This window comes from Paracoccus binzhouensis (assembly GCF_016446475.1).
In the GTDB taxonomy this organism is placed as follows: Bacteria; Pseudomonadota; Alphaproteobacteria; order Rhodobacterales; family Rhodobacteraceae; genus Paracoccus; species Paracoccus binzhouensis.
In genome coordinates, this window is record NZ_JAEHFP010000109.1 from 1 (window position 1) to 14,425 (window position 14,425).

Sequence of the window (14,425 nt, forward strand, 5' to 3'; positions counted from 1 at the left end):
CGGCCGCCGCGCCGGCCGATCCGGCACCGCAACCCAAACCTGCGGCAGCCCCCGAACCCGCGTCCGAGCCGGCCGCGGCAGCGCCGCAGCCCAGCTTCAACCGCCGGCCCATCGTGCCGGCCGGCCAGCCGCTGCCGCCGCAGCCCTCGGCGAACGAGATCAGCCCCGAGGCGCTGGCTTCGGTCCGCGAGGTCGAGAAGCGCGCCCGCAAGCTGACGCTGATGGAACTGACCGAGCGGACCTGCAAATGGCCGATCGGCGACCCGGCGACCGACAAGTTCTGGTTCTGCGGCCTGCCCTCGGCCCCCGGCAAGCCCTATTGCGAGGCGCATGTCGGCGTGGCCTTCCAGCCGATGAGCTCGCGCCGCGACCGCCGTCGCTGAGGTGGGCTTCCCCCGGCTTGCCGCGCTGGCCGTGACGCTGGACGGCGCGGGCGACGCGGCCCGGGTGCTGCTGGTGCAGCGCCGCAACCCGCCCGATGCCGGGCTTTGGGGCTTTCCCGGCGGCCATGTCGAGCCGGGCGAAACCGGGGTGATCGCCCGGCCAAGGGCCTATGTCGACAATATCGACGTGATCGAGCACGAGCCGGGCGGCGCGCTGCGTTTCCATTTCCTGCTGGCGGCGGTGCGCTGCGACTATGTCTCGGGCGTGCCGGTGGCGGCGGATGATGCGCTGGATGCGCGCTGGGTTCCGGTCGAGGAGATCCGCCGCGCCGCCCTGCCGCTCAGCGCCCGGGTGGCAGAGACGGTGGCCAGGGCGCTGCGGCTCGAAGAGCTGGGCGGCTGAGCGGGCCTTCAGCCGCCCGAGGCCGGCCGCCGCCTGCACCGGCAGCGCCACCATGCCACGTTCCGGCCATGCCTCGAACCGGCCGGCCGTCCTGGTGTTGCACATCGCGGGCCGGGTTCGGGCGCCCCGTCTTGGGTGTCGCCTCTTAGTAACTGCGCGTCGGCCGGTCGAAGACCTTGCGGCCCATCAGCGAGCCGACCAGGTCGACCATCAGCTTGGCGGTGCGGCCGCGCTCGTCCAGGAACGGGTTCAGCTCGACCAGGTCCAGCGAGGTCATCAGCCCGCTTTCATGCAGCAGTTCGCAGACCAGATGCGCCTCGCGGAAGGTGGTGCCGCCGGGGACGGTGGTGCCGACCGCCGGCGCGATCGAGGGGTCGAGGAAATCGACGTCCAGCGACACATGCAGCAGCCCGTTTTCCGCCCGCACCCGGTCGAGGAATTCGCGCAGGGGGGCGACGATGCCGCGCTCGTCCAGGACGCGCATGTCGTTCACGACGATCTCGGTCTCGCGCAGCGCCGCGGATTCGGCGGGGTCCACGCTGCGGATGCCGAACATGCAGATGTTCCGGCCCGGGATCGGCGCCGGAAAGGCCGGGAAGACCTCGAAGCCCGGCCGGCCCGCGGCATAGGCCAGGGGCGTGCCGTGCAGGTTCCCGGACCGGGTGGTCTCGACGGTGTGGAAATCGCTATGCGCGTCCAGCCACAGCACGAATTGCGGCCGGCCCGCCGCATGGGCATGCGCGGCCACCCCGGCCAGCGAGCCGAGCGCCAGCGCATGGTCGCCGCCCAGAAAGATCGGCAGGCCTTCCTCCATCGCCGCGCAGCCGGCAGCGCGCAGCGCCTCGGTCCAGGCGATGATCTCGGGCAGGTGGTGCACGGCGGGGTTGGCGCAGCTCTGGCCGCGGCCGGGGGCGGGGCGCAGGTCGCCGCGATCCTCGACCGTGTGGCCCAGCTCGGCCAGGGTCGCGGCCAGCCCGGCCACGCGATAGGCGGCGGGGCCCATCAGGCAGCCGGGCCGCCGCTGGCCCTCGTCCACCGGGGCGCCGATCAGGATGCAATGGGTCATGTTGGCCTCTGCGCTTGTCGGTCGGGATGGTCGCGATCATGCCCTTGCCCGGCGGCGGAAGTCCACCGCCCGCGTCAGCCGCGGATGCCCTTGAAGCGCTCCTGCCATTCGTCGCGCTGCTCGTCGCTGATCTTGGCGAACAGCACCTCCGGCACGGTGAAGGCGTGGCCGGCGGGCAGCGCCTGCAGGGCGGTGCGGACATCGTCGGGCCAGGCCCGGTCCTGGCTTTGCATCGCCGCCAGCATCGCATCGGCGGCGAAGGGGATGAAGGGCGCGGACAGCACCGCATAGAGCCGGACCAGGTTCAGCCCCAACCGGACCTGCATCGCCGCCTTGTCCGGGTCGGTCTTGAAGGTGGACCAGGGCGCGGCCGATTGCAGGTATTCGTTGCCCAGGACCCAGATCGCCCGCAGTTCCGCCGCGGACTTGCGGATCTCGACATGGTCCATGAAGCCCTCATAGGCGCGGATGCGGGCGGTCAGCGCCTCGATCAGCGCCTCTTCCTCGGGGCCGTAGCTGCCGCCCTCGGGAATGGTCTCGCCGAACTTGCTGCGGCAGAACTTGGTGATGCGGCTGACGAAATTGCCCAGCACGTCGGCCAGGTCCTTGTTCACCGATTGCTGGAAATTCTCCCAGGTGAACTCGCTGTCGCCGGATTCGGGGGCGTGAGAGAGCAGCCACCAGCGCCAGTAATCGGCGGGCAGGATCGACAGCGCCTGATCCATGAACACGCCGCGGCCCTGGCTGGTCGAGAACTGGCCGCCGTCATAGGTCAGGTAGTTGAAGCTCTTGATGTAATCGACCAGCTTCCAGGGCTCGCCCGAGCCGATGATCGTCGCGGGAAAGGACAGCGTATGGAAGGGCACGTTGTCCTTGCCCATGAACTGGGTATAGGTCACGTCCCCGGCGCCCTCGTCCAGGCGCCACCAGCGGCGCCAGGCGCTGTCGGGCTCGCCCCGCTTGTCGGCGCCCTCGGCGGTGGCGGCGATATATTCGATGGGCGCGTCGAACCAGACGTAGAAGACCTTGCCCTCCATCCCCGGCCAGGGCTTGTCGCCCTTTTTCACCGGGATGCCCCAGTCGAGGTCGCGGGTGATGCCGCGATCCTGCAGCCCGTCGCCGTCGTTCAGCCATTTGCGGGCGATCGAGGTGGTCAGGATCGGCCAGTCGGTCTTGCTGTCGATCCAGGCCGCGATCCGGTCCTTCAGCGCCCGCTGGCGCAGGTAGAGGTGCTTGGTCGCCCGCACTTCCAGGTTCGTCGAGCCGCTGATGGCGCTGCGCGGCTCGATCAGGTCGGTCGGGTCCAGCTGCTTGGTGCAGTTCTCGCACTGGTCGCCGCGGGCCTTGTCATAGCCGCAGTTCGGGCAGGTGCCCTCGATATAGCGGTCGGGCAGGAAGCGGCCGTCGTCGATGGAATAGACCTGCCGCTCCTCGACCTCGGCGATATAGCCGTTCTCGTCCAGCTTGCCGGCGAAATGCTGGGTCAGGATGTGGTTGCGTTCCGACGAGGACCGTCCGAAATGGTCGAAGGACAGGCCGAAATTGCTGGCGATCCCGGCCTGGATCTCGTGCATCTCGGCACAATAGACCGGCACCGGCTTGCCGGCCTTGGCGGCGGCCAGCTCGGCGGGGGTTCCGTGCTCGTCCGTGGCGCAGATGAACATCACCTCATGCTTGCGGCCCCGCAGGTAGCGGGCATAGAGATCCGCCGGAAGCTGCGAGCCGACGAGATTGCCGAGGTGCTTGATCCCGTTGATGTAAGGGATCGCCGAGGTGATGAGGTGCCGGGCCATATGCGGATCCTGTAAGGTTCGTCGCCCGTATTTAGCCCTCGGACCGGGTGAAGGCCAGCGCCCAAAGGTCGGCGCGGTTGTGCATCCGGGCCGGGGGGATTATGTCACCACGGTGACGATTACATGATGGCCGCCGCCGCGCCTGTCGCCGTCATGCCGGTTTCCCCAGCCAAGCATCCCGCCGCGCGAGGAACCAGATGACGCCAAGACCCGCAACCGTGCTTGCCTGCCAGCTGGGCCTGATCCTGCTGGCGCTGAGCCTGGACCTGATCACCCAGGCGCAGGTCGCCCCGATCTTCAAGGAAGGCCACAGCATCGAGACCCTGTCGGCACTGCTGCTGGCGGCGGCGGCGCTGTTCTGGCAGGGCTTCGGGCACCAGCGGCGGCGGCAATGGCACATCCCGGCGATCCTGCTGCTGATGGCGCTGCGCGAGCTGGATTTCGACAAGCGCTTCACCTCCGAGGGGCTGCTGCAATTGCGGCTCTACAGCGGCGCGGCGCCGCTTTGGGAAAAGGCGGTCGGCGCGGCGGTGCTGCTGCTGATCCTGCTGTGCGGGTGGCGGTTGCTGGTCCTGAACCTGCCGCCGTGGTGGCGCGGCCTGCGCGCCGGTTCCGCGGCCTGCTGGCTGGCGGGCAGCGCCGGACTGCTGCTGGTGGTTTCGAAATCGCTGGACGGGCTGGACCGCAAGCTGGCCGTCTTCGGCATCGCCCTGCCGCCCGGGCTGGGCATGCTGGCCGGCCGGTTCGAGGAATTGCTGGAGCTTGGCATGGCGGTCCTGCTGGTGCAGGCCGTGGCCTGTTTCGCGCGGCCGGAGGGGCAAGGCCCGGTCAGTCGCCCAACCCTTCGCGCCGCGGCGCCCTGGCCACCGTCTTCGCCACCCGGGCGCTGAGCGGCAGGGCAGCGGTGCGAATCTCCGCGACCGGGACCCGGCGCGTCATCCGCCGTCACCGGCACGCCCGGGCATGGACGCAGCGCATCGCCACCGGCAGGACGTGAAGGCGCAGCGCGCCGTCCGGCCCCGCCCAAGGTCGCCGGCCGCAGCCCAGCTGTGGCGCGCGTCATGTCCGCGCCAAGGCCAAGACTTGCCAATCCGCGCCGTGCCCGCTAGCCCAGTCCCCGGCGCGGGCGTGGCGGAATGGTAGACGCATGGGACTTAAACTCCCTGGGGCGCAAGCCTGTGCGGGTTCGAGTCCCGCCGCCCGCACCACCCTTCCCGGGCCCATATGCCGCCCCATATGTCAAATAAGCGCGAAATCTCTGCCTCATCTTCATCCGCCGGTTGCGTGTCGCGGAAACGAGACCGCAGGCAGCCATCCGCGGACAGCCACCCGCGATCGCAGAAAGAGGGCAGGGAATGCGCACCGGTTCGCCCTTCCTGCCATCCGAAAGACCCTCACCACCACGATTGGGCAATCCGGGAATGGTTCCCTCTATCGGCCCTTCCTGCTTACTCCGCCTGCCGATTCGTCGCAAATGTCAACCGCGGCCCATTTTAAACAAATCTCCTTGGTTCGCCGGTTTTCCTCGGCTAGGGTCGCGCCGAAAATCCGAACCCAGGAGACCATGATGGCGCAGCGCCTTCACCTCGTTTTCGGTGGCGAGCTTGTCGATCCCACCCGCACCGAATTCCGCAACACCAAGGACATCCATATCGTCGGCATCTATCCGAACTATGCCGAGGCCCATGCCGCCTGGAAGGCCGAGGCGCAGCGCACCGTGGACAGCGCCCATACCCGCTATTTCATCGCCCATCTGCACCGGCTGCGCGACGAGGAGCGCGAGGTGAGCCCGACCGAGGAACTGGGCAGCTGAGCGCAAGCGAATCGCGATGCACCCCTTTCAGGCCACCGCGTCCCTGGCGCTCTGGCTGCATCTGCGCCGGCGGGCGGCGCTTGGCAGCGGCCAGGCCGAACCCTTCGAACCGCCGCCGGGTGCCGGGCCGCTGGTCATGGTGCATCTCTCGGAACGGGGCGAGGATCCGCCGCCCCTCGGCGCGCTGCTCAGGGTGATGCTGGCCCGGCGGCCGGGACTGCGCTTCGCCTTCACCGGCGCGCCGCCGCCGGCAGAGGCGCTGCCCGCCGGCCTGCCAGCCGTCGCCCTGCCGCGCCCCACCGATCCCGGCGCCGCCCGCCAGCTCATCCAGGCCCTGGCACCGCGGGTGCTGCTGATCCTGGGCGACCAGTTGCCGGCCTCGCTGATCGCCGGCATGGCCGATGCCGGCCTGCCGGTGATCCTGTCCGAGGCACGGCTGGTCGCCTATACCCGCCGCGGCTCGTGGCGCGGCGCGATCAATCGCGGGCTGATGGGCAGGATCACCCGCATCCTCGCCCCCGACCTGACCGCCGGCGCCGCCGCGCGGCAGCTGGGCGCCCCCCCCGACCGGATCGAACTGACCGGGCCGGTGACCGAGACCCGCGCGCCCCTGGCCGCCAACGAGGCAGAGCGGCGGGCCCTGGCCCATATCCTGGCCGGCCGCCATATCTGGCTGGCCGCCAGCCCCACCCTGCCCGAGGCCGGGGCGGCGCTGGCCGCGCATCAGGCCATGCTGCACCACAATCACCGCGCGCTGCTGATCCTGGCCGGGCTGCCGCCCGAGACCATCCCCGGGATCCAGGCCGAGGCCGAGGCCCTGGGCCTCGCCTCGGTGCTGCGTTCGGAGGACGAGGATCCCTCGCCCGACGACCAGGTGCTGATCGCCGAGGACACGCATGAGCTGGGGCTGTGGTATCGGCTGGCGCCGGTCTGCTTCATGGGCGGGACGCTGCTGCCCGGCCCGGGACTGGCGCCGCGCCACCCGTTCGAGCCGGCGGCGCTCGGCTCGGCCATCATTCACGGGCCGGTTACCGACCCGCACGGGCCGGAATGGATGCAGCTGGACGGCGCCTCGGCGGCGCGGCTGGTCACCGATGCGCAGGCACTGCTGCGGGCGGCGGCGGACCTGACCGCCCCGGACCAGGCGGCGATGCTGGCCGGCAACGCCTGGTCGGTCAGCACCGGCGGCGCCGCCGTGCTGCGCCGCATCGCCGATACCGTCATCGAGGCGATGGAGACCGCCGCATGAGCCGCCGCGCCCCTGATTTCTGGTTCCGCCCGCCGGGCCCCAAGGCGCGGCTGCTGGCGCCGCTGGGCGCGCTCTACGCCGCCGCCACCGCCCGGCGGCTGGCGCGCGGGCCGCGCATCCGTCCGGGCGTGCCGGTGATCTGCATAGGCAATCTGAATGCCGGCGGCACCGGCAAGACCCCGACCGCCATCATGCTGGCGCAGCTGCTGCAGGGGCGCGGCGTCGCGGTGCATGTCGTCTCGCGCGGCTATGGCGGCAGCGAAAAGGGCCCGCTGCAGGTCGAGGAATCGCGCCACAACGCCGCCCAGGTCGGCGACGAGCCGCTGCTGATGGCGGCCTTCGCACCGGTCTGGGTCGCCGACGACCGGCTGGCCGGCGCGCGGGCGGCGGTCGAGGCCGGGGCGCAGGCGATCCTGCTCGACGACGGTTTCCAGGACCCGGCGCTGGCGCATGACCTGTCGCTGGTGGTGGTCGATGCGGCCAGGGGCTTCGGCAACGGGCTCTGCCTGCCGGCCGGGCCGCTACGCGAGCCGGTGGATCGCGGCCTGGCCCGCGCTGACCTGCTGCTGTCGATCGGCGATGCCGCGGCGCAGGCGCGCTTCGCCGCCGCATGGGGGCCGCGGCTGGCACTGCCGCACCTGACAGGCCAGCTGGCGCCGCTGCAGACCGGCATGGACTGGCAGGACCAGCGCGTGCTGGCCTTTGCCGGCATCGGCCATCCCGAGAAGTTCTTCGCCACCCTGCGCGACCTCGGCGCCGAGGTGGTCCGCGCCGAGGCGCTCGAGGATCACCAGCCCTTCACCCCGCAGCTGCTGACCCGGCTGGAGGCGGAATCGCGGCTGCTGGACGCGCAGCTGGTGACCACGGAAAAGGACGCCGCGCGGCTGCCCCGCAGCTTCCGGCCCAGGGTGCTGGCGCTGCCGGTGCGGCTGCAACTGGACGACCCGATGCCGCTGACCGAACGGCTGTCGGCGCTGGGATTGTGAAAGGCGCCGCAAGCCCCGCGACGTCCTTTTTCCGTTTTCCAAATACCCCGGCGGGCGCGCCGCCGGGCGCCGGCTCAGCCCTTCTCGGCCAGCTTGGCGTCGATGATCTTCTTCAGGTCTTCCCAAGGCTGGTTCTGGACCTTCTCGCCGGCGATGATGAAGGTCGGCGTGCCCTCGACCTGGTCGGCGGTGGCATTGGTCTGGAAGGTGGTGACCAGGTCCGCGACCTTCTGCTTGTCGTTCCAGCAGGTATCCATCTGCTCGGCGGTCATGCCGGCCTTGGCGCCGATCTTGCGCAGGTTGGCGGCGATCTCGTCGCCGGACTTGGCGTCCAGCCAGGTCTTCTGGTCGTCGAAGATCAGGTCCGAGACGGCATAATACTTGTCGTCGCCGCCGCAGCGCGCCAGGATCCCGGCCCACAGGCCCACGGCGTCGAAATAGACGTCGCGCTGGATGAACCTCACCTTGCCGGTATCGACGTATTCGGCCTTCAGCTTCGGCCAGTTCTCGGCATGGAAGGCTGCGCAATGGCTGCAGGTGAAGCTGGCATATTCGATAATCGTCACCGGCGCGTCGGCCTGGCCCAGGGCGATGTCGGGCAGGACCTTGCCCTCGGGCATCTGCTCGGCGGCCTGGGCGTTTCCGGCGGCGTTGTCGGCGGGTTTCGCCTCTTGCGCCAGCGCGGGCAGCGCAGAGACGGTCAGCGCGGCCGCGGCGGCGGCGATCAGAGAGCGGCGAAGCAGAATCATGGATTGGCCTTTCGGTCGTTGATGTCCCGGCGGGACAGGATGTTCAGCGCCAGCCGCCGCATGGCGGCGGAAAGCGCGGGATTGTCGAAGCCCGAGGCGATGTCCTCGGCCTGGGCGATCTTCTGCGGATCGGGCGCGGCGGCCCGGCGCAGCGCGGCGGCGAACTCGGTCTGGCCCTCGGCAAAGCCGCCCCCTTCCGCGAAACCCACCGGCGCGGTCTGGGTCAGCAGGATGCGCGAGACGGCGTTGAAGCCGTAGCAGGCATTCACCCGGGCGCGGATCTGGTCCAGCTGCATGGCGACCAGCGGCGCCTGCGTCCCCGGCACCAACAGCGTCAGCGTGGCGCCGAAACCCTTGCCGTGGCTGATCCGGACCGGGCGGGTCTGGGCGGCAAGCTCGGGCCCGACCACCTCGGGCCAATGCGTCAGCAGCCGCGCCACCGCAAAGCCCCGCCCCTCGCCCACGGCCTTCACCCGCTGCGCCACCAGCTGCGCGGCGGCCTCGAAGCCGCGCATGCGGCGGCGGGGCTGGGTCTCGGGTTTCTTCTGGGCCATCGGGCGACCATATGGTTTATCTGCGCCGCAGTCTGGACCGCGACGCGCCCGGACGCCAGAGAGACGACGCTGAACGAGGCTGAAAATTGCGTGACCCGAGGGTGATCCCCACCGAACTGCTGGCCTGGTACGACCGCCATGCCCGCACCCTGCCCTGGCGCGTGCCGCCCGGACAGGGCCGCGCCGATCCCTATCGCGTCTGGCTGTCCGAGGTCATGCTGCAACAGACCACCGTCGCCGCGGTGAAAGCCTATTTCGAGCGCTTCACCAGCCTCTGGCCCACGGTCCACGACCTCGCCGCGGCCGAGGACGCGCAGGTGATGGCCGAATGGGCCGGGCTCGGCTATTACGCCCGCGCCCGCAACCTGGTGGCCTGCGCCCGCGAGGTCGCCGCCATGGGCGCATTCCCCGACACGCGCGAAGGGCTGGCGGCGCTGCCCGGCATCGGCGCCTATACCTCGGCCGCCATCGCCGCCATCGCCTTCGACCGGCCCGAGACTGTGGTGGACGGCAATGTCGAGCGCGTCGTGGCCCGTCTTTTCGCGGTCGGAACGCCGCTGCCCGCCGCCAAGCCGGAACTGGTGGCGCTGGCCAGCGGCCTGACGCCCGCCGAGCGGCCCGGAGATTTCGCGCAAGCCATGATGGACCTGGGCGCGACGATCTGCACGCCGCGCAGCCCGGCCTGCGGCATCTGCCCGATCATCCCGCATTGCGAGGCCCGCGCCCAGGGCATCGCCGCCGAACTGCCGCGCAAGGCGCCGAAGAAACCCAAGCCGCTGCGCCGGGGCACGGTCTGGATCGGCTTTGCCGAGGGCGCGGTGCTGGTCGAGACCCGGCCGGACAAGGGCCTCTTGGGCGGCACGCTGGCCTTCCCCTCGACCGGCTGGGACGGCTCGCACCAGCCGCCGCCCGCCGCCGCCGACTGGCAGGAGATCGGCCTCGTCCGCCATGTCTTCACCCATTTCGCGCTGGACCTGACGGTGATGAGCGCCCGCTTGACCGCGGCGCCGGAACGCGGAAGCCTGACCCCGCTTGGCGCCTTCCGCCCCAGCGCCCTGCCGGGGCTGATGCGCAAGGCCTGGTCGCTCGCCAAGGACCGTCCCGAAACAGCCCGCCCCGCGACATCGCGTCGCCATGGCAAGCCACAGCAAAACCCGTCATAGTCGCGCCCATGCAAACCGCGTTCCGCGCCCGCCTGATCGACGCCCTGCCCTTCTGGCTGTCCCTGGGCATGGTGCCGCTTGCCGTGCTTGCCGCGCGGCTGGGCGGCTGGTGGTTCGTGCTGATGCCGCTTTATGCCTGGTATCTGATGACCATGCTGGACGCGGTGCTGGGCCTGAACGAGGAGAACCCCGACACCGAGACCCCGGAATCGCAGCTGATCTGGTATCGCGCCATCACCATCATCTGGTTCCCGATCCAGGCGGCGATGATCTTCGGCGGCATCTGGTTCGCCACGCGCAGCGGGCTTTCGGGCTGGGAAAAGCTCGGCCTGTTCTTCGGCATCGGCGTCGCCTCGGGCACCATCGGCATCGTCTATGCCCATGAATTGCTGCACCAGAGAAACAAGCTGGAGCGCTGGCTGGGCGATTTGCTGCTGGCCTCGACGCTCTATTCGCATTTTCGGACCGAGCACCTTCTCGTGCATCATTCCTGGGTGGCGACGCCGCGCGACGCGGTCTCGGCCCGCTACAACGAGGGCTTCTTCCGCTTCTTCCTGCGCGTGTTGGTTGAATGCCCGAAAAGCGCCTGGGCGGCCGAGACGCGACGCCTGACCCGCTCGGGCCGCTCGAAATTCGACCGCCGCAACCCGTTCTGGCGCTACGGCGCGCTGCAACTGGCCATGCTGGCGCTGGCTCTCATCCTCGGCGGCTGGCAAGGGCTGCTGCTGTTCCTCTGGCAGGCCTTCGTCGCCGTCTGGCAACTCGAACTGACCAATTACGTCGAACATTACGGCCTGACCCGCAAGCATCTGGGCGAGGGACGCTACGAACATGTGCTGCCGCGGCACAGCTGGAATTCCTCGCATACCGCGACGAACTGGCTGCTGATCAACCTGCAGCGCCATTCGGACCATCACTACAAGCCCGACCGGCGCTTTCCGCTGCTGCAGACCTATTCCGACGAAGAGGCGCCGCAGCTGCCGATGGGCTATCCGGCCATGACCTTCCTCGCCATGGTGCCGCCCCTGTGGCGGCGGCGGATGAACCCGCGCGTGCGCGCCTGGCGGCGGCAGTTCTATCCCGAGATCACCGATTGGCAGCCCTATAACCGCGGCGCGCTGCCGATGCCGCGCGGGGCGCTGTAATTCCGCAGCCCGGCCGAGAAAGCCAAAAGGCCCCGCCCGGCGCAGGGCCGAACGGGGCAAGGCGGTCCCGGCCGCGCCAGAGCTCGCGGAGCTTCGGGACTTGGCGAAACCGGGAAATCAGTGGGCGCGGCCCTCTTCGGCCTCCATCTCGGCGCGGATCTGCTGGCGCAGGATGTCGATCGGCACCATCCGCCCCTCGCGCCGGAAATGCCAATAGGTCCAGCCGTTGCAGCTCGGCGCCCCCTCCAGCGCCGCGCCGACCTGGTGGATCGAGCCCTTCACGTCATTGCCGATCAGGCTGCCATCGGCGCGCACCTTGGCCTTGTGGCGGTTGTTCATCGAATAAAGCTCCTCGCCCGGGCGCAGCATGCCGCGCTCGACCAGCTGGCCGAAGGGCACGCGCGGCTCGGCGCGCTTGGGCTTGATGGTGGCGATGGCCTCGCTGTCGAACTTGCGGATGCGGGCCAGCCGCTTCTCGGCCACCTCGCGATAGGCGGCTTCGCGCTCGATGCCGATGAAATCGCGGCCCAGCATCTTGGCCACGGCGCCGGTGGTGCCGGTGCCGAAGAACGGGTCCAGCACCACGTCGCCGGGATTCGTGGACCCGACCAGGATGCGATGCAGCAGCGCCTCGGGTTTCTGGGTCGGATGCGCCTTGGCGCCGCCGGCATCCTTCAGCCGCTCGCCGCCGGTGCAGATCGGCAGCACCCAGTCGCTGCGCATCTGCACGCCCTCGTTCAGCGATTTCAGCGCCTCGTAGTTGAAGGTGTATTTCGCGCCCTCGGACTTCGAGGCCCAGATCATCGTCTCATGGGCGTTGGTCAGCCGCTTGCCGCGAAAGTTCGGCATCGGATTGGCCTTGCGCCAGACCACGTCGTTCAGGATCCAGAAACCCTGGTTCTGCAGTTCGGCCCCGACCCGGAAGATGTTGTGATAGGAACCGATGACCCAGATCGCCCCGTCCGGCTTGAGGATGCGGCGCGCCGCCGCCAGCCAGTCGCGGGTGAAACGGTCATAGGCGGCAAAGCCCGAGAACTGGTCCCAATGGTCGTCCACCGCATCGACCCTGGAATTGTCCGGCCGGTGCAACTCGCCCTTGAGCTGCAGGTTGTAGGGCGGATCGGCAAAGATCAGGTCGACGCTGGCCTCGGGCAGCGCGTTCATGATCTCAATGCAGTCACCGGCCAGAATCTGGTTGAGCGGGAGCGTTCGCGCCGCAGCGCGGGATTTCGTGTCAAGCTTCGTCATCACTGCCTCGGGTTTCGGCTATTCGGTTGCCGATTTGCTGGGGCCGATAATGAGTCAGAGCCGATTCGCCGTCAAATTCTTTTTCGAATCAACAGCTTGTGGTTTCTTCTTTACACAATATCTTGTGGACGGGGGCGAAGCTGCGCCTATGATATGGGGTCACACCCAGATCTAGCAGTGCCTGGCGATGCGCCGGCGTCGGATAACCGGCATTCGCCTCCCAGCCATATCCGGGATGCTGTTGCGCCAAATCCACCATGATGCGGTCGCGCAACAGTTTCGCCAGGATCGAGGCCGCGGCGATGGACAGACAGCGCGCATCGCCGCCCACCACCGCCTGCCCCGGCAGGTCCAGCTCGCGCGGCAGCATGTTGCCGTCGACCAGCACCAGGCAGGGCCGCCGGCGCAGCCCGGCGATGGCCCGGCACATCGCCAGATGCGAGGCGCGCAGGATGTTCATCCGGTCGATCTCCTCGACGCTGGCATGGCCGACGGCCCAGTCGCAGCGCGCCATGATCAGCTCGGCCAGCGTCTCGCGTCGCTTGGCGGTCAGCTTCTTCGAATCGTTCAGCCCCTCGGGGATGCAGGCGGCATCCAGGATCACCGCCGCCGCCGTCACCGGCCCGGCCAGCGGTCCGCGCCCCACCTCGTCCACGCCGGCGACGAAGCGCGCGCCGCCGCGCAGCGCCGCCTCCTCGAAGGAATAATCAGGCCGGTTCATGCCTCGACGGTGACGGGGGCGATCTCGACCTCTTCCAGGTTCACGCCCTCGCCCTCGCGGTCCACGACCAGAAAATCCGCTGGCCGATCCAAGGGCGTCAGCACGCCGTGCCAGACCCCGGCGCGCAGGTTCACCCCCATGCCCGCCGGCACCAGGAAGGCGATGGGTGCGCCCGGCCGCCCGCCCTCGTCCGGGGCCACGATCGACAGCCAGGGATCGGTCCCCAGCGGCACGAAGGCCTGCGAGCCCAGGGGATGCCGTTCAAGCAGCGTGCAGTCATAGGGCAGGCTGACCGGCTCGGAGCGGAAGATCGAGATGATCGCCTCGCCGCCGCCGCGCTCGACCGTGGCCAGCGCGTGATGCCGCTCGCAGCGCCCGGCATTGATCATCTTCGAGGGCGCCTCGCGCGGGGTCAGCAGCTCTCCGAACGGCGCGAATGCCTCGGCGGTGATGGGCCTTGCCTTGATCCTGTTCATCTTTCTCCGTTTCCCAAATACTCCGGGGGTCCGGGGGCAGCGCCCCCGGTCCGCAGCCTACAACCGCTCCATCCGCGGCAGGAAGATGGTCAGCAGACCCATCAGCGGCAGATAGGAACAGATCCGATAGACGTATTCGATCCCCTTCGCATCCGCCACCACACCCAGCACCGCGGCGGCGATGCCGCCCATGCCGAAGGCGAAGCCGAAGAAGATGCCGGCGATCATCCCGGTCCGGCCCGGCACCAGCTCCTGGGCGAAGACCACGATGGCCGGGAAGGCCGAGGCCAGGATCAGCCCGATGATCACCGTCAGCGCCCCGGTCGCCGCCAGCCCGACATGCGGCAGCGCCAGGGTAAAGGGCAGGATGCCCAGGATCGAGAACCAGATCACCTTCAGCGGCCCGACCCGGTCGCCGACCAGCCCGCCCAGCATGACGCCGCCGGCCATGCCGCCCAGGAACAGGAACAGCATGATCTGCGCCTGCTGGGTGCTCAGCCCGAATTTCTCGATCAGGAAGAAGGTGTAATAGCTCGAGAGGCTGGCGGTGTAGATGTTCTTGGTAAAGGTCAGCAGCGCCAGGACCACGATGGCCACGGCCACCCGGCGGCGCGAGAAGGCCAGCGGCCCGGCGGCGCGGGCGCCGGCGGCCTGGCGCCGCCCCTCGGCCCAGCTG

16 protein-coding genes and 1 tRNA gene are annotated in these 14,425 nt (G+C 69.5%); 9 read left to right on the forward strand and 8 right to left on the reverse strand.

What is annotated here, in order from left to right:
- The coding region (locus I9P22_RS19270) for a GcrA family cell cycle regulator (protein WP_332909046.1) at positions 1 to 383 on the forward strand (383 nt) is incomplete at its 5' end.
- Between the two features lies 1 nt (position 384).
- The gene (locus I9P22_RS19275) at positions 385 to 786 is read left to right on the forward strand and encodes an NUDIX hydrolase (RefSeq protein WP_199261226.1); all 402 of its coding nucleotides are present in this window, start codon (positions 385 to 387) and stop codon (positions 784 to 786) included.
- Between the two features lie 145 nt (positions 787 to 931).
- Here I9P22_RS19275 and rocF read toward each other — a convergent pair whose 3' ends face one another.
- Together rocF and metG are read right to left on the reverse strand one after the other, a co-directional pair.
- Positions 932 to 1,852, reverse strand: a complete 921-nt coding sequence (gene rocF, locus I9P22_RS19280; RefSeq protein ID WP_199261228.1) for an arginase — start codon at positions 1,850 to 1,852, stop codon at positions 932 to 934.
- Positions 1,853 to 1,926: 74 nt separating this feature from the next.
- Entirely contained in the window at positions 1,927 to 3,645 is a 1,719-nt protein-coding gene (gene metG, locus I9P22_RS19285) for a methionine--tRNA ligase (protein ID WP_199261231.1), read from the reverse strand.
- Positions 3,646 to 3,842: 197 nt separating this feature from the next.
- Between metG and I9P22_RS19290 the strand changes: the two genes are divergently transcribed.
- The 5 genes from I9P22_RS19290 to lpxK all read left to right on the forward strand — a co-directional run bounded on the left by I9P22_RS19290 (position 3,843) and on the right by lpxK (position 7,693).
- A complete protein-coding gene (locus tag I9P22_RS19290; RefSeq protein ID WP_199261233.1) occupies positions 3,843 to 4,535 on the forward strand; it encodes a hypothetical protein in 693 nt (230 codons plus the stop codon).
- A gap of 232 nt (positions 4,536 to 4,767) precedes the next feature.
- A tRNA-Leu gene (locus I9P22_RS19295) sits at positions 4,768 to 4,853 on the forward strand.
- Between the two features lie 359 nt (positions 4,854 to 5,212).
- A complete protein-coding gene (locus I9P22_RS19300; protein WP_199261235.1) occupies positions 5,213 to 5,458 on the forward strand; it encodes a DUF4170 domain-containing protein in 246 nt (81 codons plus the stop codon).
- Between the two features lie 16 nt (positions 5,459 to 5,474).
- On the forward strand, positions 5,475 to 6,707 hold the full coding sequence (locus tag I9P22_RS19305) for a 3-deoxy-D-manno-octulosonic acid transferase (protein WP_199261237.1): 1,233 nt from the start codon (positions 5,475 to 5,477) through the stop codon (positions 6,705 to 6,707).
- Positions 6,704 to 7,693 carry a tetraacyldisaccharide 4'-kinase gene (lpxK, locus tag I9P22_RS19310; protein ID WP_199261239.1) on the forward strand — a complete coding sequence of 330 codons (990 nt, stop codon included), beginning with the start codon at positions 6,704 to 6,706 and terminating at the stop codon, positions 7,691 to 7,693. The genes I9P22_RS19305 and lpxK overlap by 4 nt, the downstream gene beginning before the upstream one ends.
- Positions 7,694 to 7,767: 74 nt before the next feature.
- Here the strand turns inward: lpxK and I9P22_RS19315 are convergent, their stop codons facing one another.
- Both I9P22_RS19315 and I9P22_RS19320 read right to left on the reverse strand, forming a co-directional pair.
- Entirely contained in the window at positions 7,768 to 8,442 is a 675-nt protein-coding gene (locus tag I9P22_RS19315; RefSeq protein WP_199261241.1) for a DsbA family protein, read from the reverse strand.
- Complete coding sequence (locus I9P22_RS19320; RefSeq protein ID WP_233253484.1) at positions 8,439 to 8,996, reverse strand: DUF721 domain-containing protein; 558 nt, start codon at positions 8,994 to 8,996, stop codon at positions 8,439 to 8,441. Before I9P22_RS19320 ends, I9P22_RS19315 begins: the two co-directional genes overlap by 4 nt.
- An 86-nt stretch (positions 8,997 to 9,082) precedes the next feature.
- Here I9P22_RS19320 and I9P22_RS19325 point away from each other — a divergent pair, with 86 nt between their 5' ends.
- Both I9P22_RS19325 and I9P22_RS19330 read left to right on the forward strand, forming a co-directional pair.
- A complete protein-coding gene (locus I9P22_RS19325) occupies positions 9,083 to 10,159 on the forward strand; it encodes an A/G-specific adenine glycosylase (RefSeq protein ID WP_199261243.1) in 1,077 nt (358 codons plus the stop codon).
- Between the two features lie 8 nt (positions 10,160 to 10,167).
- Positions 10,168 to 11,304, forward strand: coding sequence for an alkane 1-monooxygenase (locus I9P22_RS19330; RefSeq protein WP_199261246.1), 1,137 nt, complete (start codon positions 10,168 to 10,170; stop codon positions 11,302 to 11,304).
- Positions 11,305 to 11,421: 117 nt separating this feature from the next.
- On the opposite strand, the gene I9P22_RS19335 is transcribed toward I9P22_RS19330, so the two are convergent.
- The 4 genes from I9P22_RS19335 to I9P22_RS19350 form a co-directional block, all read right to left on the reverse strand.
- The gene (locus I9P22_RS19335; protein WP_199261248.1) at positions 11,422 to 12,552 is read right to left on the reverse strand and encodes a site-specific DNA-methyltransferase; all 1,131 of its coding nucleotides are present in this window, start codon (positions 12,550 to 12,552) and stop codon (positions 11,422 to 11,424) included.
- Between the two features lie 88 nt (positions 12,553 to 12,640).
- Positions 12,641 to 13,273: a ribonuclease HII gene (locus tag I9P22_RS19340; protein WP_199261250.1), complete on the reverse strand. Its 633-nt coding sequence runs from the start codon at positions 13,271 to 13,273 to the stop codon at positions 12,641 to 12,643.
- Positions 13,270 to 13,749 carry an ureidoglycolate lyase gene (locus tag I9P22_RS19345; RefSeq protein WP_199261252.1) on the reverse strand — a complete coding sequence of 160 codons (480 nt, stop codon included), beginning with the start codon at positions 13,747 to 13,749 and terminating at the stop codon, positions 13,270 to 13,272. Before I9P22_RS19345 ends, I9P22_RS19340 begins: the two co-directional genes overlap by 4 nt.
- Positions 13,750 to 13,806: 57 nt before the next feature.
- Positions 13,807 to 14,425 (reverse strand): MFS transporter (locus I9P22_RS19350; RefSeq protein ID WP_199261254.1); only part of this gene is annotated, 619 nt, incomplete at its 5' end.

Bases quoted from the DNA above. Each gene is read 5' to 3' on its own strand.
- rocF (WP_199261228.1), bottom strand. From the start codon at position 1,852: ATGACCCATTGCATCCTGATCGGCGCCCCGGTGGACGAGGGCCAGCGG.
- metG (WP_199261231.1), bottom strand. From the start codon at position 3,645: ATGGCCCGGCACCTCATCACCTCGGCGATCCCTTACATCAACGGGATC.
- I9P22_RS19290 (WP_199261233.1), top strand. From the start codon at position 3,843: ATGACGCCAAGACCCGCAACCGTGCTTGCCTGCCAGCTGGGCCTGATC.
- I9P22_RS19300 (WP_199261235.1), top strand. From the start codon at position 5,213: ATGGCGCAGCGCCTTCACCTCGTTTTCGGTGGCGAGCTTGTCGATCCC.
- I9P22_RS19305 (WP_199261237.1), top strand. From the start codon at position 5,475: ATGCACCCCTTTCAGGCCACCGCGTCCCTGGCGCTCTGGCTGCATCTG.
- lpxK (WP_199261239.1), top strand. From the start codon at position 6,704: ATGAGCCGCCGCGCCCCTGATTTCTGGTTCCGCCCGCCGGGCCCCAAG.
- I9P22_RS19315 (WP_199261241.1), bottom strand. From the start codon at position 8,442: ATGATTCTGCTTCGCCGCTCTCTGATCGCCGCCGCCGCGGCCGCGCTG.
- I9P22_RS19320 (WP_233253484.1), bottom strand. From the start codon at position 8,996: ATGGCCCAGAAGAAACCCGAGACCCAGCCCCGCCGCCGCATGCGCGGC.
- I9P22_RS19330 (WP_199261246.1), top strand. From the start codon at position 10,168: ATGCAAACCGCGTTCCGCGCCCGCCTGATCGACGCCCTGCCCTTCTGG.
- I9P22_RS19335 (WP_199261248.1), bottom strand. From the start codon at position 12,552: ATGACGAAGCTTGACACGAAATCCCGCGCTGCGGCGCGAACGCTCCCG.
- I9P22_RS19340 (WP_199261250.1), bottom strand. From the start codon at position 13,273: ATGAACCGGCCTGATTATTCCTTCGAGGAGGCGGCGCTGCGCGGCGGC.
- I9P22_RS19345 (WP_199261252.1), bottom strand. From the start codon at position 13,749: ATGAACAGGATCAAGGCAAGGCCCATCACCGCCGAGGCATTCGCGCCG.